The 22,745-nt window shown below is 71.2% G+C and carries 22 protein-coding genes and 6 pseudogenes; 14 read left to right on the top strand and 14 right to left on the bottom strand.

What is annotated here, in order from left to right; genetic code table 11:
- Positions 1–300 precede the first annotated feature (300 nt).
- Positions 301–453: pseudogene (locus C3488_RS41705) on the bottom strand (ferredoxin); the annotation flags it as partial.
- Positions 452–820: pseudogene (locus C3488_RS21665) on the bottom strand (aldehyde dehydrogenase family protein); the annotation flags it as partial. The pseudogenes C3488_RS41705 and C3488_RS21665, both read right to left, overlap by 2 nt.
- A gap of 379 nt (positions 821–1,199) precedes the next feature.
- Between C3488_RS21665 and C3488_RS21660 the strand changes: the two are divergent.
- From C3488_RS21660 to C3488_RS21650, 3 genes and pseudogenes are all read left to right on the top strand, one after another.
- Positions 1,200–1,895, top strand: coding sequence for a glycerophosphodiester phosphodiesterase family protein (locus C3488_RS21660; RefSeq protein WP_181139129.1), 696 nt, complete (start codon positions 1,200–1,202; stop codon positions 1,893–1,895).
- A 361-nt stretch (positions 1,896–2,256) separates the two neighbouring features.
- Positions 2,257–3,232, top strand: a pseudogene (locus tag C3488_RS21655) (MBL fold metallo-hydrolase).
- A gap of 473 nt (positions 3,233–3,705) precedes the next feature.
- Complete coding sequence (locus C3488_RS21650) at positions 3,706–4,134, top strand: transglycosylase SLT domain-containing protein (protein ID WP_103841848.1); 429 nt, start codon at positions 3,706–3,708, stop codon at positions 4,132–4,134.
- A gap of 105 nt (positions 4,135–4,239) precedes the next feature.
- Here the strand turns inward: C3488_RS21650 and C3488_RS21645 are convergent, their stop codons facing one another.
- Together C3488_RS21645 and C3488_RS41700 are read right to left on the bottom strand one after the other, a co-directional pair.
- On the bottom strand, positions 4,240–4,503 hold the full coding sequence (locus C3488_RS21645; RefSeq protein ID WP_181139128.1) for a lipase family protein: 264 nt from the start codon (positions 4,501–4,503) through the stop codon (positions 4,240–4,242).
- A gap of 3 nt (positions 4,504–4,506) precedes the next feature.
- Positions 4,507–4,629, bottom strand: coding sequence for a hypothetical protein (locus C3488_RS41700; RefSeq protein WP_258053564.1), 123 nt, complete (start codon positions 4,627–4,629; stop codon positions 4,507–4,509).
- 104 nt (positions 4,630–4,733) lie between these two features.
- Between C3488_RS41700 and C3488_RS21640 the strand changes: the two genes are divergently transcribed.
- Entirely contained in the window at positions 4,734–5,420 is a 687-nt protein-coding gene (locus tag C3488_RS21640) for a YoaK family protein (RefSeq protein WP_103841846.1), read from the top strand.
- A gap of 136 nt (positions 5,421–5,556) precedes the next feature.
- On the opposite strand, the pseudogene C3488_RS21635 reads toward C3488_RS21640, so the two are convergent.
- A pseudogene (locus tag C3488_RS21635) lies at positions 5,557–6,216 on the bottom strand (cytochrome P450); the annotation flags it as partial.
- On the opposite strand from C3488_RS21635, the pseudogene C3488_RS21630 reads away from it, so the two are divergent.
- Positions 6,213–6,815 (top strand): annotated as a pseudogene (locus tag C3488_RS21630) (steroid 3-ketoacyl-CoA thiolase); the annotation flags it as partial. The pseudogenes C3488_RS21635 and C3488_RS21630 overlap by 4 nt on opposite strands.
- Here C3488_RS21630 and C3488_RS21625 read toward each other — a convergent pair.
- Together C3488_RS21625 and C3488_RS21620 are read right to left on the bottom strand one after the other, a co-directional pair.
- Positions 6,799–7,005: a DUF397 domain-containing protein gene (locus C3488_RS21625; protein ID WP_103841844.1), complete on the bottom strand. Its 207-nt coding sequence runs from the start codon at positions 7,003–7,005 to the stop codon at positions 6,799–6,801. The pseudogene C3488_RS21630 and the gene C3488_RS21625 overlap by 17 nt on opposite strands.
- The gene (locus C3488_RS21620; protein WP_103841842.1) at positions 6,965–7,813 is read right to left on the bottom strand and encodes a helix-turn-helix transcriptional regulator; all 849 of its coding nucleotides are present in this window, start codon (positions 7,811–7,813) and stop codon (positions 6,965–6,967) included. Before C3488_RS21620 ends, C3488_RS21625 begins: the two co-directional genes overlap by 41 nt.
- Before the next feature lie 92 nt (positions 7,814–7,905).
- Between C3488_RS21620 and C3488_RS21615 the strand changes: the two genes are divergently transcribed.
- Positions 7,906–8,334: an ATP-binding protein gene (locus C3488_RS21615; protein WP_374955446.1), complete on the top strand. Its 429-nt coding sequence runs from the start codon at positions 7,906–7,908 to the stop codon at positions 8,332–8,334.
- A gap of 239 nt (positions 8,335–8,573) precedes the next feature.
- Here the strand turns inward: C3488_RS21615 and C3488_RS21610 are convergent, their stop codons facing one another.
- The gene (locus C3488_RS21610) at positions 8,574–9,407 is read right to left on the bottom strand and encodes a glycerophosphodiester phosphodiesterase (RefSeq protein WP_181139127.1); all 834 of its coding nucleotides are present in this window, start codon (positions 9,405–9,407) and stop codon (positions 8,574–8,576) included.
- Positions 9,408–9,996: 589 nt separating this feature from the next.
- On the opposite strand from C3488_RS21610, the gene proP reads away from it, so the two are divergent.
- Both proP and C3488_RS21600 read left to right on the top strand, forming a co-directional pair.
- Positions 9,997–11,373, top strand: a complete 1,377-nt coding sequence (proP, locus tag C3488_RS21605; RefSeq protein WP_103841838.1) for a glycine betaine/L-proline transporter ProP — start codon at positions 9,997–9,999, stop codon at positions 11,371–11,373.
- A gap of 156 nt (positions 11,374–11,529) precedes the next feature.
- Positions 11,530–12,204 (top strand): O-methyltransferase, encoded by a 675-nt coding sequence (locus tag C3488_RS21600; protein ID WP_103841836.1) that lies wholly within the window; start codon positions 11,530–11,532, stop codon positions 12,202–12,204.
- Between the two features lie 15 nt (positions 12,205–12,219).
- Here C3488_RS21600 and C3488_RS21595 read toward each other — a convergent pair whose 3' ends face one another.
- Positions 12,220–12,615, bottom strand: coding sequence for an FHA domain-containing protein (locus C3488_RS21595; RefSeq protein WP_103841834.1), 396 nt, complete (start codon positions 12,613–12,615; stop codon positions 12,220–12,222).
- A gap of 118 nt (positions 12,616–12,733) precedes the next feature.
- Here C3488_RS21595 and C3488_RS21590 point away from each other — a divergent pair, with 118 nt between their 5' ends.
- The gene (locus C3488_RS21590) at positions 12,734–13,153 is read left to right on the top strand and encodes a DUF1992 domain-containing protein (RefSeq protein ID WP_103841832.1); all 420 of its coding nucleotides are present in this window, start codon (positions 12,734–12,736) and stop codon (positions 13,151–13,153) included.
- A 175-nt stretch (positions 13,154–13,328) separates the two neighbouring features.
- On the opposite strand, the gene C3488_RS21585 is transcribed toward C3488_RS21590, so the two are convergent.
- Both C3488_RS21585 and C3488_RS21580 read right to left on the bottom strand, forming a co-directional pair.
- Positions 13,329–13,871: a hypothetical protein gene (locus C3488_RS21585; protein ID WP_103841901.1), complete on the bottom strand. Its 543-nt coding sequence runs from the start codon at positions 13,869–13,871 to the stop codon at positions 13,329–13,331.
- Between the two features lie 5 nt (positions 13,872–13,876).
- Complete coding sequence (locus tag C3488_RS21580; protein ID WP_103841830.1) at positions 13,877–14,551, bottom strand: hypothetical protein; 675 nt, start codon at positions 14,549–14,551, stop codon at positions 13,877–13,879.
- A 175-nt stretch (positions 14,552–14,726) separates the two neighbouring features.
- Between C3488_RS21580 and C3488_RS21575 the strand changes: the two are divergent.
- A pseudogene (locus tag C3488_RS21575) lies at positions 14,727–15,256 on the top strand (GNAT family N-acetyltransferase).
- Between the two features lie 10 nt (positions 15,257–15,266).
- Here C3488_RS21575 and C3488_RS21570 read toward each other — a convergent pair.
- Positions 15,267–17,402, bottom strand: coding sequence for an MDR family MFS transporter (locus tag C3488_RS21570; RefSeq protein ID WP_103841898.1), 2,136 nt, complete (start codon positions 17,400–17,402; stop codon positions 15,267–15,269).
- Between the two features lie 188 nt (positions 17,403–17,590).
- Between C3488_RS21570 and C3488_RS21565 the strand changes: the two genes are divergently transcribed.
- A complete protein-coding gene (locus C3488_RS21565; protein WP_103841828.1) occupies positions 17,591–18,550 on the top strand; it encodes a peptidoglycan-binding protein in 960 nt (319 codons plus the stop codon).
- A gap of 78 nt (positions 18,551–18,628) precedes the next feature.
- Here C3488_RS21565 and C3488_RS21560 read toward each other — a convergent pair whose 3' ends face one another.
- Positions 18,629–19,288: an HAD-IA family hydrolase gene (locus tag C3488_RS21560; RefSeq protein ID WP_181139126.1), complete on the bottom strand. Its 660-nt coding sequence runs from the start codon at positions 19,286–19,288 to the stop codon at positions 18,629–18,631.
- A 198-nt stretch (positions 19,289–19,486) separates the two neighbouring features.
- Complete coding sequence (locus C3488_RS21555; protein ID WP_103841826.1) at positions 19,487–20,068, bottom strand: TMEM165/GDT1 family protein; 582 nt, start codon at positions 20,066–20,068, stop codon at positions 19,487–19,489.
- A gap of 407 nt (positions 20,069–20,475) precedes the next feature.
- On the opposite strand from C3488_RS21555, the gene C3488_RS21550 reads away from it, so the two are divergent.
- The 3 genes from C3488_RS21550 to C3488_RS21540 all read left to right on the top strand — a co-directional run bounded on the left by C3488_RS21550 (position 20,476) and on the right by C3488_RS21540 (position 22,713).
- Entirely contained in the window at positions 20,476–21,120 is a 645-nt protein-coding gene (locus C3488_RS21550) for an HNH endonuclease family protein (protein ID WP_103841824.1), read from the top strand.
- Positions 21,121–21,451: 331 nt separating this feature from the next.
- Entirely contained in the window at positions 21,452–21,904 is a 453-nt protein-coding gene (locus C3488_RS21545; protein ID WP_103841822.1) for a DoxX family protein, read from the top strand.
- Positions 21,905–22,113: 209 nt separating this feature from the next.
- Positions 22,114–22,713, top strand: coding sequence for a DedA family protein (locus C3488_RS21540; protein ID WP_103841821.1), 600 nt, complete (start codon positions 22,114–22,116; stop codon positions 22,711–22,713).
- The last annotated feature ends 32 nt before the right edge of the window (positions 22,714–22,745 follow it).

The following is a 22,745-nucleotide window of genomic DNA, read 5'->3' as shown; positions in this document are numbered from 1 at the left end:
GCACAGGCGAGAGCACTGGAGCAGGGCGCGAGCAGACCGGGGGACCGGGGCGCAAAAAAAGACCTACGAGACGGGTTCCGGTCGGCCTTCAGGTCTTTCGACCTTCCGGCCTGTCGACCGTCGATGTCGGCCACAGCGGAAGCCGAAGCTTCACGCCCCAGTCGGCATCTCCGGTCAAGTTCCTTCACTCGCCTCGTAGGCAACTTCTAGATTAGGACTTCTACGGCCAAATGGAAGGCCCCGAACCATGATTTTTTATTTTTTTCCGGGCATATCGCCCATCCGTGGCTGCACCCGGGCCTACTCCTCCGGCGGGAACACCGGCTCCCCACTCCCCGCCAGCGTGATCGCGATGGCCTCCACCGGGCAGTTCTCCGCCGCCTGAAGGATCCGCTCCCCCGCGTCGGCGTCCGGCGCGACGGGACGGGACTGGCGGGCGGAGTCGAGGCGGAGCGACCGTGATCGCCGCGTCCCACACCATCATCGCGCCGAGCGCCTGCGCGAGGACGCTCCAGGAGTACGGGGAGCCGTTCTCGCAGGAGATCACGCGGGCGATCTCCTCGTGCCGAACCGCGATCGCGTCCTTGACCCTCGCGACGATCCCGATCCGCTCGTCGAGCGTCATCCGCGGCCAGGGTCCCTCGTCGAAGGCGCGGCGCGCCACCGCGACGGCCCGGTCGACGTCCTCCCGCGAGGCGTGCGGCACCCGCCCGATGACCTCCTCCGTGTGCGGGGAGACCACCTCGATGACGTCCTCACCCAGGGGGTCGGTCAATTCCCCGCCGATGAACAGCTGTCCGTGTTCCACGAGTTCGGTCATGGCGACTGCCTCCTGCGGAGCCGGCGGTACCGTTTCCTGACGGCATCTCAGAACTGATACCAGTTCTAGTCGAACTAAGCCAGGGCCGGGGCCGAACAGGCTCCCACCAGCGGATTTGCCGTTGGTGGGGGTGCCGTCATGCCGCGCAGGCGCACTCGGATCCCATGTCTCAGGAGACTCGCCAAGACCGGCGAGACAGGCGGCGCCATCTCGGATCTCGTGCCTGGGCGGCGCACTCCGGCGTGGTCCGGGCGGCCGGGCGCACGGCGGAAGGGCCCACTAGGCTTGGGCGCGCCGAAGGGCGGTCGCCCGCCGCCCGGCGCGGGGTACGGCACTCGTGCGGCTGCCCCGAACCACCACACCCAAGGACGGCAACCGAGTGTCTTTCTTCACCATCGGCCACCGCGGTGTCATGGCCGCCGAGCCTGAGAACACCCTGCGCTCCTTCCTGCGGGCCGAGCGCGAGGGGCTGGACGGCATCGAACTGGACCTGCACCTGAGCAAGGACGGCGAGCTGGTCGTCATGCACGACGACACCCTGGACCGCACGACGAACGGCTCAGGACCGATCGCCGACCAGAAGCTCAGGAAGCTCAGGAAGCTCGACGCCGGCCTCGGCGAGCGCATCCCCACCTTCGGGGAGGTGCTGGACGCCGTCAGACCGACGCTGCCGATCCAGGCGGAGATCAAGGACGTGGCCGCCGCCCGGTCGCTGGCCAAGGTGCTCACCGACCGCGACCTGCTGGACCGGGTCTCGGTGCTGTCCTTCCACGACGTGGCGCTGATCGAGATCCACAACCTGCTGCCGCAGGCCCGCACCGTGCTGGTGGCAGGCCCCAGCGCGCACCGCGACACCTTCGTCGGCCGCGCCCAGAGGGTCGGTTGCACCCTGGTCAGCGTGGAGCTGCGCCAGCTGAACCGGGCCATCGTGGAGAAGTGCGGCGCCGCCGGCATCGACGTGATGGCCTGGACCGTCAACGACGAGCGCGACCTCGCGCTGGCCCGGGCGCTCGGCCTGGTGGGCTGTGTGACCGACCAGCCCGGCATGAAGCGGCTGGTCGAGGCCACGGCCTGACCTCCTGGGTTCCGGACCCGGCGGGAGGAGACCTGGGACGGACTCCCGGGTGTCCTCGCATTTCGAGGTGGGCCGCCGGGCCGTCCGTGGGCCGTCCAAGGGCGGCCGACGACGACCGGCAGCCACCGACAGCCACCGACAGCCACCGACAGCCACCGACAGCCACCGACAAGGCGCTTCCCCAGCTGGTCGGCGCAGGCCGGGACGGAGCTTCGTCCGGCCGCCTTTCCGTGAAACCGGTTCTAGTTATAGTGGGCGATGGCCGAGGGCGGGGCGGAGGCGCGATGACGACGAGCCAGGGCGGGGAGCCGGTCCACAGGCGCACGACCACGGCGGGGGCGTACGGTCCTTCAGGGTCGCCATTCCGGACACCCCCTCGGCCACACCCTCGTCCATCTCGTCGACACCGCCCGCGGCCCGGTGCTGATCGACACCGGCTGGGACGACCCGGACTCCTGGGACGCACTCGTGCAGGGCCTCGCGGCGTGCGGCACCTCACCCACCGAGGTCCACGGCGTCGTCATCACCCACCACCACCCCGACCACCACGGCCTGTCCGGCAGGGTCCGCGAGGTGTCCGGCGCTTGGGTGGCGATGCACGCGGCGGACACCGAGTCGTACGGCGAACCCGCGAGACCCGCCCCGAGCACTGGTACGCGTACATGGCCGACAAGCTGGCCGCGGCCGGCGCTCCCGAGGAGCACCTCGCCCCGCTGCGCGCCGCGCACGGCCGCCGGGACCTGCCGGGCCTCACCTCCGCGCTGCCCGACCGCGAGATCGTCCCCGGGGAACTCCTCGACCTTCCCGGGCGTCGCCTGCGCGCCATCTGGACGCCGGGACACACACCCGGCCACGTCTGCCTCCACCTGGAGGAGGACCACCCCGCCGGACTGCCCGGCCACGGCCGCCTGTTCTCGGGCGACCACCTGCTCCCCGAGATCACCCCGCACATCGGCCTGTACGAGGACCCGGACGACACCACCGCGACCGACCCCCTCGGCGACTACCTCGACTCCCTCGAGCGCGTCGGCCGTCTCGAGCCCGCCGAGGTGCTGCCGGCCCATCAGCACCCGTTCACCGACGCGCCAGGCCGCGTACGGGAGTTGCTGGCGCACCACCGGGAGCGGCTGACCGGGCTGCTGACCCTGCTGTCCGACCCCCTCACCCCTTGGCAGCTCGCCGAGCGCATGGAGTGGAACCGCCCCTGGGAGCAGATCCCGTACGGCTCACGGCACATCGCCGTCGCGGAGGCCGAGGCCCATCTGCGCCGGCTGGTGAAGCTGGGCCGGGCGGAGGCGGTGGCGGGGAGCGACCCGGTGGCCTATGCGGCCACGTGAGGTCTCGCGCGGGAGCAGGGCGGACGCGACAGGTCTCGCGCGGCCGCCGCGCACGGATCGCGCCTGCGACGCCGGTCACATCACCACTCCGGTTCGTGCGGCGCGGGTCACAACGTCCGATTCCGCACCGTATGCCCGCTATTAGCGGTACGTGACGCAAACCGTGACGAGCCCCACGTGACCACCGTCACCTACGATGCCCGGCCGTAGATCCATCGCCATGACATGGCTGCGCCAATTACCCGCGCGACCTGCGGTGTGAGAGCCAGGTCACACTCGAGACTTTTCCGGCCGATGCGACCACAACTAGTAAAAGGGGTCATTGCGGACACCTCGTCGGCCTGCTTCTCTGGATGACGTCGCCAGGCGCCGACGAGCCCACCCGGGTCGCGGCGCCGACGCATGCCCCCCACCGCGTCCCACGTGGTTCCGGCATGCACACGGCCCCATGTCCCCGACGAAAAAGGTTTCCTGTGACCGTCTCCTTCATCCGCCGCATCGCTTCCCCGAAGAAGGCCATCGCCGCCACCGCCGTCGCCGCGGCCGCCACCGGCGCGCTGCTCACCTCGGCGCCCGCCCAGGCCGCCACTCCGGCCTCGGCACCCGGCTCGGCCTCTTCCGCCCAGGCGATCGCGCACCAGATGATCCCGGACCCGGCGCAGTACGAAGCGTTCAGCAAGATCGTCTCGCATGAGAGCGGTTGGAACCCCCACGCCACCAACGCGTCCTCCGGTGCCTACGGCCTGGTCCAGGCGCTGCCCGCCTCGAAGATGGCGTCCGCCGGTTCCGACTGGAAGACCAACCCGGCGACCCAGATCAAGTGGGGCCTGGACTACATGAACTCCCGCTACGGCAGCCCCGTCGCGGCGTGGAACTTCTGGTCCACCCACCACTGGTACTGATCGAGCCGGTCCACGCGACCCCGCAGGTCCGAGGACCAGACGGTCCCACGCGACCGCGAAGGCGGCGGCCCCCGAATCCCGGGGCCGCCGCCTTCGGCGTGTCCGTCAGCGGCGCACCGAGTCGAAGTACCGCACCACCTGCGGCGCCGACACGGCGAACGACCCGAAGTGGTCCACCTGGCCCTGGTTCACGAGCCGCACCCGCCCGCCGTGCCCGGTCAGTCCGGCGGCGCAGCTGCGCGCGTTCCCGATCGGCACGTCGGCGTCGGCCGCCCCCGCGTACAGCCGCACCGGCACCTCGGGCCTCCAGTCGCAGGTGCCGTCGGCCGCACGCATGGCGGCCCGCAGCGCACCGCTCGGATGCCGCATTCGCTAGAAAGCGGGCGTGAGCAGCTCGCTCACGCCGGGCGCCAGCGCCTTGACGGTGGCGGCGAGTCCGCGTCCGGCCGTCCAACTCGTATGGTTCTCTTGGCGTTTGTGTGTGTCCTCACTCATGATCCGAGGCTATGGGGCGCCCCGTTCGCCCGGACATCCGAACATCCCCCGCGTCCGGGGTGTATCCGAGTACACCGCGCCCGTCCCACTGCCCGGAGGCCCGTATGAGCACCGACACACCGGTGGAGGAACCCGGAACGCGCGGACTGCGCCTGGTCCCCGCGCTGCTCGTCATGACCGTGATCAGCGGGATCGTCGACGCGGTGAGCTACCTCGGGCTCGGGCACGTCTTCACGGCGAACATGACCGGCAACGTGGTGGTGCTCGGCTTCGCCGCCGCCGGGGCGCCCGGCTTCTCCACCTCGCACGCGGTGACCTCGCTGGGGTCGTTCCTGGTGGGCGCGGTGGCGGCTGGGCGCGCGGGCCGGCGGTACGGCGGCGGGTCGCGGCGCGCCTGGGCCCGGCTGGCGCTCGCGGTCGAGGCGGTGCTGCTCGGGACATCGGCGGCGGTCGCGTTCATCGCGCCGGGCACCGCCACCACCAGGTACACGCTGATCGCGATGACGGCCTTCGCGATGGGGGTGCGCAACGCGACGGTACGGAAGCTGGCCGTGCCCGACCTGACCACGACCACCGTCCTCACCTCGACCCTGACCGGGCTCGCCTCCGACTCCCGGCTCGGCGGGGGTACGGGCAGGCGCTCCCGGCGGCGCGCGGCCTCGGCGATCTCCCTGCTGGCGGGCGCAGTCCTGGGCGGCTGGCTGGTCATCCACCACGGCCTGGGCTGGCCCCTGCTGCTCACGGCCGTGGCGACGGCCGTGCTGGCGGTGGTCGCGTCCGGGCGGGAGTGACGGCGCCCCTCCGCCAGACCGCCGAGGCGGCTGCGCCGCGCGGGTCTCGGGGGAGGCAGGGGCCGGGCGCAGGGATGATGCCCCTGCCTCCCTCGGGGCGGGCCGGCGGCGCCGGGAGGCCGGCGGCCCGGGTCCGTCAGCCCACGATGACCGGGAGCTCCTTCACGCCGTTGATCCAGGCGGAGCGCAGGCGGCGCGGGTCGCCGACCGGTTTGATTTCCGGCATGGCGTCGGCGAGCGCGTCGAAGATGAGGTCGATCTCCAGGACGGCCAGGGACTTGCCGAGGCAGTAGTGCGGGCCCCCGCCGCCGAAGCCGAGGTGCGGGTCGGGGTCGCGGGTGATGTCGAAGAGGTCCGGGTGGTCGAAGACCTCGGGGTCATGGTTGGCGGAGGAGTAGAAGAGCCCCACGCGGTCGCCTTTCCTGATCTGCTTGCCGCCGAGCTCGGTGTCCTGGGTGGCGGTGCGCTGGAAGGCGTTGACCGGGGTCGCCCAGCGGATGATCTCCTCGGCGGCGGTGCGGGGGCGCTCCCTCTTGCCGGGGTGGGTGAGGAAGGCGTGCATGCCGTGCGTGATGGCGTTGCGGGTGGTCTCGTTGCCGGCGACGGCCAGCATCAGCACGAAGAACCCGAACTCGCCGGAGCTGAGGTTCCCCTCGTCCTCGGCGGCCACCAGTGTCGTCACGATGTCCTTCGCCGGGCACTGCTTGCGGTCAGCGGCCATGTTCATGGCGTACGCGATGATCTCGGTGGCCGACCGGGCGCCGACCTCCTCGGTGACGGCGTACCCGGGATCGTCACGCCGTGCAGGTGCCGACGACGGAGGAGGAACAGCGGGCCGGCCAGGGCATGTGGCGGCTGGTCGACCGGGACGAGGGCCTGCGTGACACGTCGGTGGAGGCGCTGTCCCGTCTGAAGCCGATCATGCCGACGGCGGTGCACACGGCGGGCAACTCCTCACAGATCTCGGACGGCGCGGCCGCCATCATGTGGGCGTCGAAACGGATGGCACGCGCCCTGAAGCTGCGCCCGCGGGCCCGCATCGTGGCCCAGGCCCTGGTGGGTGCCGACCCGCACTTCCACCTGGACGGCCCGATCGACGCGACCAAGGCGGTGCTGGGGAAGGCCGGGATGTCCCTGGGAGACATCGACCTGGTGGAGATCAACGAGGCGTTCACGTCCGTGGTCCTGAGCTGGGCTCAGGTCTTCGACCAGGACCTGGAGAAGGTGAACGTGAACGGGGGCGCGATCGCGCTGGGTCACCCGGTGGGAGCCACCGGGGCCCGGCTCATCACGACGGCACTGCACGAACTGGAGCGTGTGGACAAGGAGTTCGCGCTGGTGACGATGTGCGCCGGGGGTGGGCTGGCGACCGGGACGATCATTCAGCGGTTGTAGCCGCCCAGGAGACGAACGCCGAGAAGGCGGCGGGCGCGAGGGTGAGCACCGGTCCGGCGGGGGTCTTGGAGTCGCGTACGGCTACGGTGGTGCTGGGGGTTTCGGCGATCTCTACGCAGTTGCCACCCTGGTCGCCGCTGTAGCTGGACTTACGCCACTGGATTTCTGTCGGCTTCGCCTTGCTCTCCATAGCGTTCCTCCATTACGCGCCGGATCAGCGTCGCCGAGTCCTTTAGGGACAGTGCGGCGGCCTGAAGATGATCGTAACGGAGCGAGCAGTCTTTGACCGTGTCCGGATTGGCGGTTGGGTGCCCACTGCCGTACCCCTCGGTGTAGACGATGGCCGGATCGCTCGCGAAACGATAGACGTCGAATGGGCCCTGAAGCCCCGCGTGCGCTCCGGCCGAAAAAGGCAGCACCTGGATGTTGATCCTAGGGTTGTTCTCGAAGGACAACAGGTGGCCCAGTTGCTCCCGCATGGTCTCAGGGCAATCGATTTCCAGGTGCAGGGCGGCCTCGGAAAGGACCAGCCAGTAGACCGGCGGTTCCTCTTTCTCAAAGATGCGCTGACGGTCCAGCCGTACGACGGTGCGGTCATCGAGGTCGGTCCGGTCCAGGGCACCGAGCACGGCACGGGCGTAGGCCCTGGTTTGCAGCAGGCCAGGCACCATGTGCGTCTCGAAGGCGTAGATCCCTGCGGCCCGCGCTTGCAACTCAGCCACCTGTTGGAACCAGGCTGGCAGTTGACTGCGCATCACCAGTGCAACAAGCCGCGACAGCAACCCGCCCGTCCCCAGCGCCGCATCCACCCGTTCGCTGAACTCCGGTGTAGGCAACTTCCGCGCAGTCTCGATCTGCCCCACCAACGACCCGGTGTAGTTGACGATGTCCCCGAGCTGCTTCTGCGTCAGCCCGGCGGCCTCCCGGTGCCTGCGCAGTTCGAAACCGTAGTAGTCGAGCGGTGAGGCGCCCGGGTCGAGGATGTTGATGTGGGTCACGCACGGCCCCCTTCCACGCAACGCGGCCCACAGCGGGACCCGTTGTATCCGATCCGTAGCCGAGGGTAGTCGGGCGAGGTCAAGCTCGTCGTGTGAACGACTACATTCCCGTCGCCCTCCTGGGCCCCCTCCCCACCCAGTACCGCATGCGCCTCACCGTCGGCGAGCACTCGGCGCGGCACATCCGCCGTATCGTCCGCTCGTTCCTCCAGGAATGGGGGATGGCGGAGCCGGCGGACGCCGCCGAGCTGGCCGTGACCGAGCTGGTCGCCAACGTCGTACGACACGTTCCCGACCGGCGCTGCACCCTGCGGGTGGTACGGCAGACGACGAGCGTCCGGGTCGAGGTGACCGACAGCTCGCCCGAACTCCCCTCCGTGCCCACCGACTTGTCACCGGAGGCGGAGTGCGGGCGGGGCCTCCTCCTGCTCGACGCGGTGGTCGACAAGTGGGGCGTGGAACCGCACGGCTCGGACGGCAAGACGGTGTGGTTCCAGTGCGAGGCCGGGACCGGTGCCTGAAGCGCATGAGCGCCGGGCGGCTGCCACTCAGCGTGTGGGGCGGTGTCACATCCGATGGCCGCCGGCATTGCCGTCAAAGCCTTGAGGACGGTTGCTACTTCAGGTGCTCTTCTCGCCGCTGCGGAGCCGGTGTTCTTCGATCAGCCGGTCTGGGACCGGGGGCTGGAGCTGACCGGCGCACTGCGCTGTTCGACGTCGGCTCAGCACGGAGGGAGACGCCGGTTTCTCTGCACTTCGCTTCAGGCGCAGTGCTGTTTCCGCCACGCGAAGAACCGGTCAGCGGTGTTGGTGATGACGCCGTCGACGCCCCACGACGTCGCGGTCCGCCATTTGCTGTCGCCGTCGACCGTCCACACGAACGTCTGGACACCGGCCGCGTGGAGCCGGCGCACCGCGTCGGGGTGCCCCTTGAGGCTGTTGAAGTTCACCGCGTAGGCGGCCAGGGAGAACTTCCGCGCGGTCGCCACGGGGTCCGCGTCGAGCTTGTCCCGCAGCAGTGCCAGTTTGATCTTGTACGGGGAGGCCGCCGCGTGCAGGACGATGCTCTCGTCGAAGGACTGGACCACGGTGCGGTCGGTCATTCCGGCCTCGGAGACCAATCGCAGGACCTGGTCGACCGCCGCGGGCGTCTGTGGCCCCTTGATCTCCAGGAGGAACCGGACCGGAAGCGCTTTGACGGCGGACAGCGCCTGGCGCAGGGTCGGGACGCGCCCGCCGCCCTTCACCGTCAGCCGGGACACCTGCTGCGCGGTGAGCTGATCGATGCGGCCGGTTCCGTCGGTCGTGCGGTCCACGGTGGCGTCGTGCATGATGACCGGCTCGCCGTCCTTGGTGACCTGCACATCGGTTTCCACGTAGTCGGCCCCGTGAGCCGCCGCCGCCTGGAAGGAGGCGATCGTGTTCTCCGGCGCGCGCCGGGGAGAGCCGCGGTGCCCGATGACACGGGTGCCGGAGCAGTCGGCGGTGGGGCTCTTCTGCGGTACGCGAGCCGCGGGTGTCCCGTGCGTCCGGCCGGTCAGTGCGGCAACGCCCAAGGTCGCGACCACGGCCGTCGTCACCCCGATGGGCAGCACGTATTTTCTGCCACGCGGTTTCGGACGGGCCGAACCGGGCGTAGCGCGCCGTCCCATGTACGCAATCCCCCGTGGAAGCCCGTTGAGTCGAGTGAAGCGATGAACCCGGCGATCTTACTCGACGGTTCGCGGGCGGCCGGTCCGGTTCCCGTTCGGTACGCGAGATGGATCACAGAATGACCGGCGGACTGCGGGTCACAGTGCGTCCGTCGCTCCTGGCCACGGCACCTTTCCGCGCTCTGCGCGCCGATCCGGTTACGGTCCGCTATGGGGGCAAGTGCCCTTATGGTCGTTTTTCGGCTCGCCTTTGTGGCAAGTCTTGTTCCTGTAGCTGGTCCTGGCCCATCGCCGTGCCAGACCCTGGGCCCAGCCCGTGGCCGGACCAACCGGCCCCAGCCGGTGGCCGGACTGCCGGCCGTCGGACGCCGGTCTCTCGGCCCGTCCCGCGGTCCTGCGGCCCAGCCCTGACCGGCAGCGGCCGGCCTCTGCGGCCGACCCACCGGTCCGCCGTACGAGACGCAGCAGACGCACGCCCCGTACTACGGCGGGCCCCGCCCCTGTCCCCGTCGAAAGGTAGGCGAGCGAACTCTTGTCGGCTGCCACAGTTGCCGCTTCCCGCTCCACACCCTCCCCCAAGCCCTCCGACGCCACCGTCACCGACTCCGCACTCGTCAAGCGCGCCGTACAGGCAGCCGCGCTCGGCAACGCCATGGAGTGGTTCGACTTCGGCGTCTACAGCTACATCGCGGTCACGCTGGGCAAGGTGTTCTTCCCGTCCGGCGACTCCACCGCTCAGCTGCTGTCCACCTTCGGCGCGTTCGCCGCGGCCTTCCTGGTCCGCCCGCTCGGCGGCATGGTCTTCGGGCCGCTCGGCGACCGTGTCGGGCGCCAGAAGGTGCTCGCCGTCACCATGATCATGATGGCGATCGGCACGTTCTCGATCGGTCTGATCCCGTCGTACGCGTCGATCGGCGTCGGCGCGCCGGTCCTGCTGCTCGTGGCCCGGCTGGTGCAGGGCTTCTCCACCGGTGGCGAGTACGCGGGCGCGTCCACGTTCATCGCCGAGTACGCGCCGGACAAGAAGCGCGGCTTCCTCGGGAGCTGGCTCGAGTTCGGCACGCTCGCCGGATACATCGGCGGCGCCGGCCTGGTCACCCTGATGACGGCCCTGCTGTCCTCCGAGGACCTGGTGTCCTGGGGCTGGCGGATCCCGTTCCTGATCGCCGGCCCGATGGGCGTCATCGGGCTCTACCTGCGACTGCGCCTGGAGGAGACCCCGGCGTTCGCGGCCGAGGTGGACAAGGCCGAGGCCGAGCGGCCCCGGGTGCCGCTGCGCGAGATGATCGCCGGCCAGTGGAAGGCGCTGCTGCTCTGCATCGGGCTGGTGCTCGTCTTCAACGTCACCGACTACATGCTGCTGTCGTACATGCCGAGCTATCTGACCAGTGAGCTGAAGTACGACGAGACGCACGGGCTGCTGGTCGTGCTCGCCGTCATGGCGCTCATGATGATCGTGCAGCCCTTCCTGGGCGCCCTGTCCGACCGGGTCGGCCGGCGCCCGGTGATCGCCGCGGGCTGTGCGGGCTTCCTGTTCCTGTCCGTCCCGGCGATCCTGCTGATCCGCCAGGGCAGCCTGCTCGCGGTGGGGCTCGGCATGGGCGCGCTGGGTCTGCTGCTGGTCTGCTTCACGGCGGCCATGCCGTCCGCCCTGCCGGCCCTCTTCCCGACCCGGGTCCGCTACGGGTCGCTGTCGATCGGCTTCAACGTCTCGGTGTCGCTGTTCGGCGGCACGACCCCGCTGGTGGTCACGGCGCTGATCGGCGCGACGGGGAACATGATGATGCCCGCCTACTACATGATGGCGGCGGCCGTGATCGGCGGTGCCGCGGTGTGGTTCATGACGGAGTCGGCGGGCCGCCCGCTGCCGGGTTCCGCACCGTCGCTGGAGCGTGGCGCGAAGCGCTGATCCGGTCCGCCCGCGCCGACTCCCGGGTGATGTGCCGCTCGACGGGCGGCACGTCACCCGGCTGGTGGAAACCGGCTGACACGGCACCCTGCCCTGGCTATATTCATTAGCGAGCCTAGTTAGGTGATCTAACCAGCCATATGAAAGGCATGGTGCATGAGCACAGCGCAACAGCTCTGGGACGACGTCGACGCCTACTTCACGGACCTGCTCGCCCCCGAGGACGAGGCGCTCACCGCGGCCCTGCGGGACAGCGACGCCGCGGGCCTGCCGCACATCAACGTGGCGCCGAACCAGGGCAAGCTGCTCCAGCTCCTGGCCCGTGTCCAGGGCGCGCGCCGCATCCTGGAGATCGGCACGCTCGGCGGGTACAGCACGATCTGGCTGGGCCGCGCCCTGCTCCCGGACGGCCGGCTGATCACACTCGAGTACCAGGCCAAGCACGCGGAGGTCGCCCGCCGGAACCTCGAACGAGCGGGCCTCGCCGGGATCACGGAGGTGCGCGTCGGCCCGGCGCTCGAGTCGCTGCCCAAGCTCGCCGAGCAGCGGCCGGAGCCGTTCGACCTGGTGTTCATCGACGCTGACAAGGTCAACAACGCCCACTACGTCGAGTGGGCGCTGAAGCTGACCCGGCCCGGCAGCCTGATCGTCCTCGACAACGTGGTGCGCGGCGGCCAGGTCACCGACGCCGGCAGCGAGGACCCGAGCGTACGGGGGACCCGGGCCGCGCTGGAACTGATGGCCTCGAACCCGAAGTTGAGCGCGACGGCGGTGCAGACGGTGGGCAGCAAGGGGCACGACGGGTTCGCGCTGGCCCGGGTGGTGGGCTGACCACCCGGGCGGTCCTCAGGCCTCGTGGTAGAAGCCCACGTTGACGCTGCGCGGGGCGGTGCGGTCCTGGATGACCAGCTCACCGGAGGCGCCCTGCGGAAGCTGGGCAGCCCCGCCGTAGGGCAGGGGCTGCGCGGGGTGTCCGGCGAGGGTGAGCATGACCTCGGAGGAGGGGTCGGGCTGGGAGCCGCGCAACCAGGTGACGTGCCAGACGCCGTCGGGGCCGCACTGGAACTCCAGGTGGACGCGGGAGACGAACAGCCAGTCGTCGGGCGTCGCCAGCCGGCACACGGACCTGTCCCGGCCCACCCTCAGCACGGTGCCCGGGTCGCTGGGCGCGTCGGCCATCTGCATGCCGGCCGTCGCCCCGGCATCCGCCGCGGAGACCGAGGCCATGGTGAGTTCGAGCACGTGCGCTCCTTCGGGTGCGGCGGTTCAGGTGTGCTGCGGTCCGGCCGGATTGGCGTGCCGCGCCGGAATGATAATTCGCCCGATCGCCCCCTCGGGTGACGTCGCGCACAATGAACCCATGACCGAGCGCAAGCCACCCGGTGTCAGCTTCGAGTCGTTCGCCGACAAGCAGATCCGCGACGCCCAGGCACGAGGAGAGTTCGCGAACCTCCCCGGTGCGGGTGAGCCGTCACCGGCCGTCAGCGACACTGCGTACGACGAGCTGTGGTGGATCAAGCGCAAGATGGCGCGCGAGGGGATCTCTGTCCTGCCGCCGACACTGGCCCTGCGCAAGGAGGCTGAGGACACGCTGGCGGCGGCCGCCCAGGCGCCGTCGGAGCGGGTGGCACGGCGACTGGTCGAGCAGCTGAACGTGAAGATCCGCGACATGATGTTCAAGCCGCCGCCGGGCCCGCCGCTGGGCCTGAAGCCGTACGACGTGGAGGCGGTCGTCGAGGAGTGGCGCGAACGCCATCGGGGGCGCTCGGGAGCGGACTGAGCGCCCGGGAGTGGGTCAGGGAGGCGACAGGCCGCCCACAGCGGCCGCCGGGAAGGCCGATCACAACGGTCGCCGGGCCGAGCGCGGCCGTCGGGCCGGCGCGGTGACACAGCGAGCGGGGCCGGCCCGGATGTCTCGTCCGGGCCGGCCCCGCTCGCTGTGTCCCATGGGCCGCTCACATGTTCAGCAGCCGCTCCGCCGTCGCCCGGTAGTCCCGGAGCGCCAGCCGCAGCTGTTCCGTGTCGCCCGTCGGGTGGGCGGCGTCGCCCGTCTCCTGCCAGGACGCCTTCAGGGTGCGGCGCCGGGAGGACACGGCCTCCGCGAGGCGCGAGGCGACCTCCTGGACCACCTGGTCCGCTTCCTCCACGGCCTCCTTGGGCCGGTCGACGAACCTGCCGACCGCGTGCTGCAACCGCAGCTCGAACTTGTCGCACTCGTCGCGCGGCAGCAACCGGGGTTCCCGGGAGGAGCCCGCCGCGGCCGACCGGGACTCGCCGGTATCGGGCCGGAACTCAGCCCCCGTCCGGGGCTCACCCGTCCCGGAGCCGTACTCGCCCGTGACCCGGGGCTCGCCTGCCTCCGGCCGGAACCGCGCGCCCGACCGGCTCTCACCCGTCTCGGGCCGGAACTCCGCCGCCGACCGGGGCTCTCCTGTGTCGGGCCGACGCCCCGTCGCTTCCGGACGTTCGGCTGCGCCGCCCGGTGTCCATTCCGTCATCACCCTCAACTCCCCTTCACATGCTGCCTGTGGAACGCCCACGGCAGACGAAGGTGCCCGGCGTTGCCGGCGGCGTGCCGGGGCGTCTTCTCCGTGGGGCCGGCCGACTGCCGGCGCGGGGGTGCCACCAGGTCCTCGAAGAGCGCACGCGCCTCCAGCATGGCCTCGCGCATCTCCTCCGTGTCCGAGCCGTCCGCGGAGATGCCGGTGTCCGGGGCGTGGGCGGCCCGGTGCAGCCGACGGTAGCCGTGGACGTGCTGGGCATGGTGCACGGACAGCGCGTCGAGCTGCTCCTCGTGGCGTGCACCGTCCGGGAAGCCCCGCACGCCCGCCAGCTCGGCGAGCAGCCGGTCCGCCTCGGCCACCGCCTCACCCGGGGAGTCGACGAAGCGCTCCTGCGCGGCCGCCCAGCGCGCCGCGTACCGTTCGCGCTCGGCGGGCTCCAGCGGGTGCTCGTTCAACGCGCCGTACCTGTTCAGCCGCTCGGTCAGTTCGCGCTCCGCGGCCTTGGTGTCGCCGTCGTGGCGGGCCACGGTCCGCTCGTACTCGGGTCCGAAGCGGCGCTTCAGGCTCCGACCGCCGACCGCGCCGCGGGCCCGCGGGGACACGGCCGCCGCGCCCGCGAGGGCGGCCGCCACGATCACGATCACGATCAGAGCGATGATCCAGCCTGTGGACATGGGTGCCTTCCGGGGTCGCCTTCAGGTCTTACGGCCCGGCGGGCCGTCTCCCGCCCGGGTTGCCCGGACGGCCGCCCCCAAACGAGCCGCCCGGCCCCGTGCCGCCGGAGAGCCCGGGAGGGGCGCGCGTAATTCGTTTGCGCGTCCCTCCCGGGCCCTCCCGAGAATGTCCCGCATGAGCTGGACCCTCGCCCCCGAACCCTTCGACTCCCCGGTCGCCGCCGCACTGTGGCGGGCGTACTACACGGAGGTCAGCGACCGCTGGTCCTGCTGCACGAGGGGCGTCGCACGGACCCCGGCGAACTGGAGCGCGAGATAGCCGCCGACAGGGGCGACTATCTGGCGCCGCCCGGCGGGGTGCTGCTCGTCGCACGCCACGACGGCCGCCCGGCGGGCACTGCGGGCGTCCGGCTGATGGATCCGGCGACGGCCGAACTCAAACGGGTCTTCGTGCACCCGGACGTGCGTGGCAAGGGCGGCGCCCCGCTCCTCGTGACCGCTGCCGAGGACGCGGCCCGCGCGCTGGGCGCCATAGGGGTCTCCCCTGTTCGAGCGAAGTCGAGAACTTGGGGAAGGATGGTGCTCGACACCCGCAACGATCTGGTGGAGGCCCGCACCCTGTACGCGCGCCTGGGATACGAGGAGACGGCGCCGTACAACGACAGCGAGTACGCCGAGCACTGGTTCGCCAAGCAGCTGACCTGAGCAACAGGCCCTAGACGGCCCGGCCGAGCTGTCGTGGCGTCGTCGAGCCGTTGTGCGGGCGTTCCGCGTCAGAGCCGCACAGTTCCGCGTTCAGTTCCTGGACCAGCTTGATCAGGTCGGTCGGGCGGTCGGGGCCCCACCAGTCGCCGAGCAGTTCGGCCAGGGACTCCTCGCGCGCCTTTGCGAGGCGGTCGGCGACCTCGCGGCCCTGGGCGGTCAGGACCAGGTCGAGCCCTTCGCGGGCCCCGAGGCGACGCTCCTCCACCTGGCGGGCGGCGGCGATGATGACGGGCAGCGGGACCGAGCTGCGCTCGGCGAGCAGCGCCGGTTCCGCCCAGCCGTACTTCTTGATCCGCAGCAGCAGCCAGCTCGTCGCGGGCAGCAGGTCGTACCCGGCCCGCCTGGTGATCTTCTCGTAGATCTGCCGGCGCCCCTCCCGGGAGCCGAGCAGGGACAGCGCGCGACTGGCCTCCTCGTACGACGAGCGGTGCACCGGGTTGCTCGCCAGGGTCTCCGACACGTCCGGTGCGGTGACCGAGCCGCGCAGCTTGTCCTCGCGCAGGTACCAGGCCAGGACGAAGCCGAGGAGGGCGACCGGGGCTGCGTAGAGGAAGACGTCGGTGATGGAGGAGGAGAACGCGTGCAGCACGGAGGGCCGGACGGTGGGCGGCAGGGCCGCGATACCGCGCGGGTCGGCCTTCAGGGCGGCCGGGGTGACGCCCGGCGGGAGCGAATGCCCGGCGAGCGCGGCCACGAGCTTGTCGGCGAGGCGGCCCGCGAAGATCGTGCCGAAGACGGCCACGCCGAACGAGGCGCCGATCGAGCGGAAGAAGGTGGCGCCGGAGGTGGCGACGCCCAGGTCCTCGTAGGCGACGGCGTTCTGCACGATCAGCACCAGCACCTGCATGACGAGACCGAGGCCGAGGCCGAAGACGAAGAAGTAGCCGCTCATCTCGGCGGTGCTGCTGTGCTCGGTGAGCCGGTGCAGCAGGAGCAGGCCGATGGTGGTGACGGCGGTGCCCGCGATCGGGAACACCTTCCAGCGGCCGGTGCGGCTGACGATCTGGCCGGAGGCGGTGGAGGACAGCAGCATGCCTACCACCATCGGCAGCATGTGCACACCGGACAGGGTGGGGCTGATGCCGTGGACGATCTGCAGGAACGTCGGCAGGTACGTCATCGCGCCGAACATCGCGAAGCCGACGATGAAGCTGATGACGGCGGAGAGCGTGAAGGTGCGGACGCGGAAGAGCTTCAGCGGCAGGACGGGTTCGGCGGCGCGGCGTTCGACGAGGAGGAACGCCACGAGCAGCGCGGCGCCGAGTGCGGCCAGGCCGGCCGTCTGCGGTGAGCCCCAGGCCCAGGTGGTGCCGCCGAGCGAGGCGACGAGGACCAGGCAGGTGGCGACGGAGGCGATGAGGAGGGTGCCGAGGTAGTCGATGACGTGCCGTTCGGCCTTCCGTGGGATGCGCAGGGCCGTGGCGATCACGGCGAGGGCGACCACGCCGACGGGCAGGTTGACGTAGAAGACCCAGCGCCAGCTGAGGTGCTGGGTGAACAGGCCGCCGAGCAGCGGGCCGAGGACGCTGGTCGCGCCGAAGACCGCACCGAAGAGGCCCTGGTAGCGGCCCCGCTCCCGGGGCGGGACGATGTCGCCGACGATGGCCATCGACAGCACGATGAGCCCGCCGCCGCCGAGGCCCTGCAAGGCGCGGAAGCCGATCAACTCGGGCATGTTGCGCGCCATGCCGCACAGCGCGGAGCCGATCAGGAAGAGCACGATCGCGGCCTGGAACAGCTTCTTGCGCCCGTACTGGTCGCCGAGTTTGCCCCACAGGGGCGTGGCCGCGGTGGAGGCGAGCAGATAGGCGGTGACCACCCAGGACAGATGCTCCAGACCGCCGAGGTCGCTGACGATGGTGGGCAGCGCGGTGGAGACGATGGTCTGGTCGAGGGCGGCCAGCAGCATGCCGAGCAGCAGTGCGCCGATGGACACGAGGACGCCGCCGTGCACGCCGTCGCCGCCGGGCGCGTGGCGTGCGGCGACGGAGCCGCCGGTGCCCGCACCGGTGGCGGTGCCGGGTATGGCCGGTTCCGTGGGACGCGCGCCTTCCCCCGCCGCCCTGCCCTGGGTGTCATCGGTCATGAAGGCCTCCCGTGGACGGTCGTACGACCTCCGTGCGCTGTCGTCCATCGTGCACTCTCATCGTGGTGGGTGTGACCCGTTATGGCCTGTTGAGTCCTGATGGGAGGGAGGAATTCCGGGGGCTGCCGGGAGATTCCGTGAGGGAGATCTGCATAATCTCTGGAATTCGGCGGGGAGGGGGCCCACGCGTGAACGGACCGAACGGACAGGCCTGTCCCGAGTGCGCGGCACCGCGGCGAGGGGACGGCACACCGTCGTGCGGATGCACCCGGCGGGCGGCCGAGGCACTCCGCGAGGCGCGCACGGCTGAGGCGGCAGCGGCGGAGGACTTCGATCCGCTGCGCATCAGGCCGTATGTGGAGCTGGGGACCGGGACGGTACGACTCGGGGCGGTACCGCAGGAGCCGGATGAGACGGTGCGGCTGGGCGCCGTGTCGGACGAGGCGGACGCGAGGGTGCGGTCGGCTGCCGCACCTGACGTGACGACGGCTCTCCCGGCGGTGCCCGACGTGGAGGACCGGGCCGAACCCGCGGCCACGGGCGCCGAGCCGCGGCCCCGGCGCCTGCGGCGCACCGTGCTGCTGGCCACCGGGGGTGCCGTGGTCGCGGTCGTGGCGGCGGCAGGCTACGCGAGCGGGCTGTTCTCCTACGACCCTCCGAAGCGGGACGGTGCGCTGCCGCAGGAGATACGGGCCGGCGTGCCGGAGGCGTCGTCGCCGGCCGGCACGTCGGCACCGGCCGAGGCGGTGTCCGTGGCGGCGCCCCCGCCGAGCAGGAAGCCGTCGCCGACTGCGAGCCCGTCGCCGTCACCGTCGAGCCCGTCCCCCACGCCGTCCACGTCGCCGAGCCCGAGCGGCACTCCGACGACCGCGCCGGCCACCGCGACTGCGTCTCACAGCCCGCAGGCCCATCCCCGCCAGAGCGCTGTGGTCCTGCGCGTCGGAGACAAGGGCCCCGAGGTCAGGGAACTGCAGCTCCGCCTGCGTCAACTGGGCCTGTACCTGGGCCCCTCGAACGGCACCTACGACGCCCAGGTGGAGAGCGCGGTCCGCAACTACCAGATCGGCCGGGGCATCACACAGGACGAGCCGGGAGTGTACGGCGCGGCAACGAGAGCAAGGCTGGAATCGGAGACGACGCGCCCTTAGAGCCCCGACTTCCACCGCGCGGCCCGCCCTCTTGTCGGACCTCCCGCGCGTAAGCGGACCGTCAGGCGAGGCCGACCGTCAGGCGAGGTGGAGCCGTATCATGCCGTCCCCGGCGGTGTCCATCCGCACCCCGGTCAGGTCCCGCACCAGTGCGTCGGGTCCGTGCAGCCCCGCGCGGGGGCCGACCCCCACCACGCGCATCCCCGCGGCGCGTCCCGCCGCGATGCCCGCGCCCGAGTCCTCGAAGACCACGCAGTCCTCCGGGGCCACACCCAGTTCCGCGGCACCCTTCAGGAAGCCCTCGGGGTCGGGCTTGCTCGCACCGACCGACTCGGCGGTGATCCGTACCGGCGGCAGTTCCAGACCCGCCGCCGCCATCCGCGCGGTCGACAGGGGCACGTCGGCCGAGGTCACGAGCGCGTGCGGCAGCCCTCGCAGCGCGTCCAGGAACTCCCGGGCCCCGGGGATCGCCACGACACCGTCCATGTCCGATGTCTCCTCGGCGAGCATGCGGGCGTTGTCCGCCAGGTTCTGCTCGACGGGCCGGTCGGGCAGCAGCAGTGCCATCGAGGCGTGGCCCTGCCGACCGTGCACCACCTTTATCACCTCGTCGCCGTCCAGGCCGTGGCCGGCGGCCCAGCGGCGCCAGATCCGCTCCACGACGGCGTCGGAGTTGACGAGGGTGCCGTCCATGTCCAGCAGGAGGGCGCGGGCGGTGAGCACGGTGGTGGCCGTCATCGGCAGCTCCAAGACACGGCGGAGGGGCCGTCCGTGCGGGCCCCACGGGACAAGGCGGCCCCGCCCGCCGGTCAGGGGAAGCGAGCGGGAGCCACTTTGTTCCTCCACGGTACAAAACCGTGGGCGATCCCGCCAGGGCTCCGGCCAAGACGTCACCAGCCGTTCGCCGCCCGGCCGCCCCCGCCGGGCTCCCCGGCCTCACCCGGCCACGGCCTCGTAGAGGGTCCACGCCCCGAGCGTCAGCATCACCAGCGCCGCGATCTTCGTGATCAGCCCCAGCGGCACCCGCTTCATCAGCGCCTTGCCGCCCACGATGCCGAGTCCGGCGACGGCCCAGAGCCCCAGCACCGCGCCGAGGCCCACGGACAGCGGGTCGTCGTAGCGGGCCGCCAGGTTCGCCGTCATGATCTGGGTCAGGTCGCCGAACTCCGCGACCAGGATGAGCATGAAGCCGGTCCCGGCCACCTTCCAGAAGGACTGGTCCTGCGGCCTGCGGACCTCCTCGTCCTCGTCCCCCTTCTTCAGCAGCAGCATCGCGGCACCGCCCAGGAAGAGCACACCCGTCAGTGCGTGCACGAGCCGCTGCGGCAGCAGGGTCAGCGCACTGCCCGCCGCGACGGCGAGCACCACGTGCAGCGTGAAGGCGGCGGCGACGCCGGCGAAGACGTAGGAGGCGCGGTACCGGGTACCGAGGACGAGCCCGGCAAGAGCCGTCTTGTCCGGCAGCTCGGCCAGGAAGATGACGCCGAAGACGAGCGCCAGGACGGTGATGCTGATCAAGGTTCCTCAATCGGTCGGGGCCGCCCCACCGAGAGTGCTGTGAACGCTTCGACACCTCGGCACGGCAGCACACGGATCGCCCGCTGCCGTACGGCACGGGCGTGCACTGCTTGCCGAAGGTCTCGCTGGCCGACCCTGATCGAGTCCGCCTCCGGGCGCCGGCTCAGCGGAACTGAGCAGTGTGTCGACGGTCCGGCGAAGAGCTACTCCCCTTCTGCGCCAGCCATGGTACGGGAGGGCGCAACCCACACCAAAGGGCGCCGGTCACACGACCGGTTCCGACGCACCCCTTGTCGTGTCATGTTCACGTCATTAGTTTCTTACCAAACACACGCCTGGAGGCAACGCGCCCCCGCGAGCATTCCCTGGCTCGCATCTGAACGTCCCCACACGACAAGGAAGTTGGCATGCCCAAGGTCTACGCGCGTCGACGCGTCAGCATACTCGCCGCTCTTACCGGACTCATAGCCTCTGCCGGACTCTTCAACGGTCCGGCCGCCTCCGCCGCCCTCCCCACCCCGGTCAGCGCCACCACCGCCCGCAGCTACCTCGCCTCGCTCACGGTGGCCACCGAGAACCGCACCGGCTACAGCCGCGACCTCTTCCCGACCTGGATCACCATCAGCGGCACCTGCAACACCCGCGAGTACATCCTCAAGCGCGACGGCTCCAACGTCGTCACCGACTCCTCCTGCGCCGCCACCAGCGGCAGCTGGTACTCCCCGTACGACGGCGCGACCTGGTACGCCGCCTCCGACGTCGACATCGACCACCTGGTCCCGCTCGCCGAGGCCTGGGACTCCGGCGCGAGCAGGTGGACGACGTCCCAGCGCCAGGCCTTCGCCAACGACATCACCCGTCCACAGCTGCTCGCGGTCACCGACAACGTCAACCAGGCCAAGGGCGACCAGGATCCGGCCACCTGGGTCCCGTCCCGGTCGTCCTACGTCTGCACCTATGTCCGCGCCTGGGTGCAGGTGAAGTACTACTACGACCTCTCCGTCGACTCCGCCGAGAAGAGCGCGCTGCAGAACTACCTCGCGAGCTGCTGAGCCGCTTCGCGGGCGACCGAGCCGCCTTGCAGGCGCCGAGCCCGGCGGGCCGCCGGCGCGCCGGGAACGCGGAGCCACCGCCCCGCCCCCGGCCGCGCCGAGCGGGCGCCCCGGCGGTCCGGCGACCGGCGACCACACCTGACTCATCATCAAAAGTGCGCTGGCCCCCGCGCGTTGAGCGACACGATCGCGACAGCATGCGAAACCGATCGGCCATCGGTCAGAAGTTGAAGTTGCAAGCACTGATTAGGGCCTAACCTGGGGGCTCACTCGGTTTCCGTCCCCCAACCGGTCCCTTCGCGGACCGGACCCGACCGAAGGAGCCCCCCACATGACCGCACGCCTCAACCAGGCGCAGCCCTACGCCCTCGGACTGTTCCGTATCGTCGTCGGCCTGCTCTTCGCCTGCCACGGCGCCGCCTCGCTGTTCGGCGTACTCGGCGGCGCGGCGGGCACCAAAGGCGGCACCGTCCCGGCCGGGACGTGGCCCTTCTGGTACGCCGCGGTGATCCAGCTGGTCGCCGGCGCCCTGATCCTGGTCGGTCTCGGCACCCGTGCTGCCGCGTTCATGGCGTCCGGCTCGATGGCGTACGCGTACTTCGACGTACACCAGCCCAACGCCCTGTGGCCGATCCAGAACGGCGGCGAGCCGCCCGTGCTGTTCTGCTGGGCCTTCCTCCTGTTGGTCTTCACCGGCTCTGGGGCGCTCGGTCTCGACCGACTGTTCGCTTCCAGGTCGGCGACCGACGAGAAGAAGCGGGCGTCGGAACCCGTCGCGGCCTGATCGAGTTCCGTTCATGAGGACGGCAGGTCCGCATGTGCGGCGACCGCTTCGGGCGCGCCGTACGCCGGCGACGACCGTCTCAACAGCCCCCTGCGCACCGCCAGTCACACCGGCGGCGTACGCTGTACGGCTGTCGAAGGCCGCTCCTGCCGCTCCCCCGCCACATCGCGGCACGTGGTTGCCGCTGGGGAGTCGTACGGGGAGTTCCGGTGATGGAGAGCGTGGGGTCGCTGGCCGGTGGCCCCTGGATCTACCCCCTGGTGGCCGTGTCGGTCCTGCTGGACGTCTTCCTGCCGCTGCTGCCGAGCGGCGTGCTGGTGATCACCGCGGCCACGGCGGCGGCCGCCGGTTCCGACGTCGCGCGGATACCGGACATCGTCGGGCTCACGTTGTGCGCGGCCACGGCGTCGGTCCTCGGCGACCTGGTGGCGTACGGCCTGGCCTGGCGCGGCGGTGAGCGCCTGGACCGCGCCATCGCCCGCTCCCGCCGCCTGACGCTCGCACAGGAACGCCTCGGTGCGGCACTCGCGCGCGGCGGCGGTGCGCTGGTGGTCGTCGCCCGGTTCGCGCCCGCGGGCCGCTCACTGGTCTCGCTCGGCGCGGGCGCCGCCCACCGCCGCGCCCGTGAGTTCCTGCCCTGGTCGGCCCTGGCGGGCGTCGCCTGGGCCGTCTACAGCGTGGCCCTCGGCTACCTGGGCGCCCAGTGGCTGGGCGCGACCTGGCTGGCGACCGGTGTCTCGGTCGCGGCCCTGTTCGCGGCGGGCGCGGGCGCGGCCCACCTCATGCGCGGCCCGGCGTCGTCGAAGTAGCCTGCCGGGCGTGCCCGCCACGGACCTCGAGG

Source organism: Streptomyces sp. Ru72 (assembly GCF_002920635.1).
Lineage (GTDB): Bacteria > Actinomycetota > Actinomycetes > Streptomycetales > Streptomycetaceae > Streptomyces.
The sequence above is the reverse complement of the archived record's forward strand: the minus strand, read 5'-3'. Positions and strand labels throughout refer to the sequence as shown.

Excerpts from the sequence above, each read along its gene's own strand:
- C3488_RS21645 (WP_181139128.1), bottom strand. The coding sequence starts at position 4,503 with ATGCGGCATCCGAGCGGTGCGCTGCGGGCCGCCATGCGTGCGGCCGAC.
- C3488_RS41700 (WP_258053564.1), bottom strand. The coding sequence starts at position 4,629 with ATGAGTGAGGACACACACAAACGCCAAGAGAACCATACGAGTTGGACG.
- C3488_RS21640 (WP_103841846.1), top strand. The coding sequence starts at position 4,734 with ATGAGCACCGACACACCGGTGGAGGAACCCGGAACGCGCGGACTGCGC.
- C3488_RS21625 (WP_103841844.1), bottom strand. The coding sequence starts at position 7,005 with ATGGAGAGCAAGGCGAAGCCGACAGAAATCCAGTGGCGTAAGTCCAGC.
- C3488_RS21600 (WP_103841836.1), top strand. The coding sequence starts at position 11,530 with ATGAGCACAGCGCAACAGCTCTGGGACGACGTCGACGCCTACTTCACG.
- C3488_RS21590 (WP_103841832.1), top strand. The coding sequence starts at position 12,734 with ATGACCGAGCGCAAGCCACCCGGTGTCAGCTTCGAGTCGTTCGCCGAC.
- C3488_RS21585 (WP_103841901.1), bottom strand. The coding sequence starts at position 13,871 with ATGACGGAATGGACACCGGGCGGCGCAGCCGAACGTCCGGAAGCGACG.
- C3488_RS21580 (WP_103841830.1), bottom strand. The coding sequence starts at position 14,551 with ATGTCCACAGGCTGGATCATCGCTCTGATCGTGATCGTGATCGTGGCG.
- C3488_RS21570 (WP_103841898.1), bottom strand. The coding sequence starts at position 17,402 with ATGACCGATGACACCCAGGGCAGGGCGGCGGGGGAAGGCGCGCGTCCC.
- C3488_RS21560 (WP_181139126.1), bottom strand. The coding sequence starts at position 19,288 with ATGACGGCCACCACCGTGCTCACCGCCCGCGCCCTCCTGCTGGACATG.
- C3488_RS21550 (WP_103841824.1), top strand. The coding sequence starts at position 20,476 with ATGCCCAAGGTCTACGCGCGTCGACGCGTCAGCATACTCGCCGCTCTT.
- C3488_RS21545 (WP_103841822.1), top strand. The coding sequence starts at position 21,452 with ATGACCGCACGCCTCAACCAGGCGCAGCCCTACGCCCTCGGACTGTTC.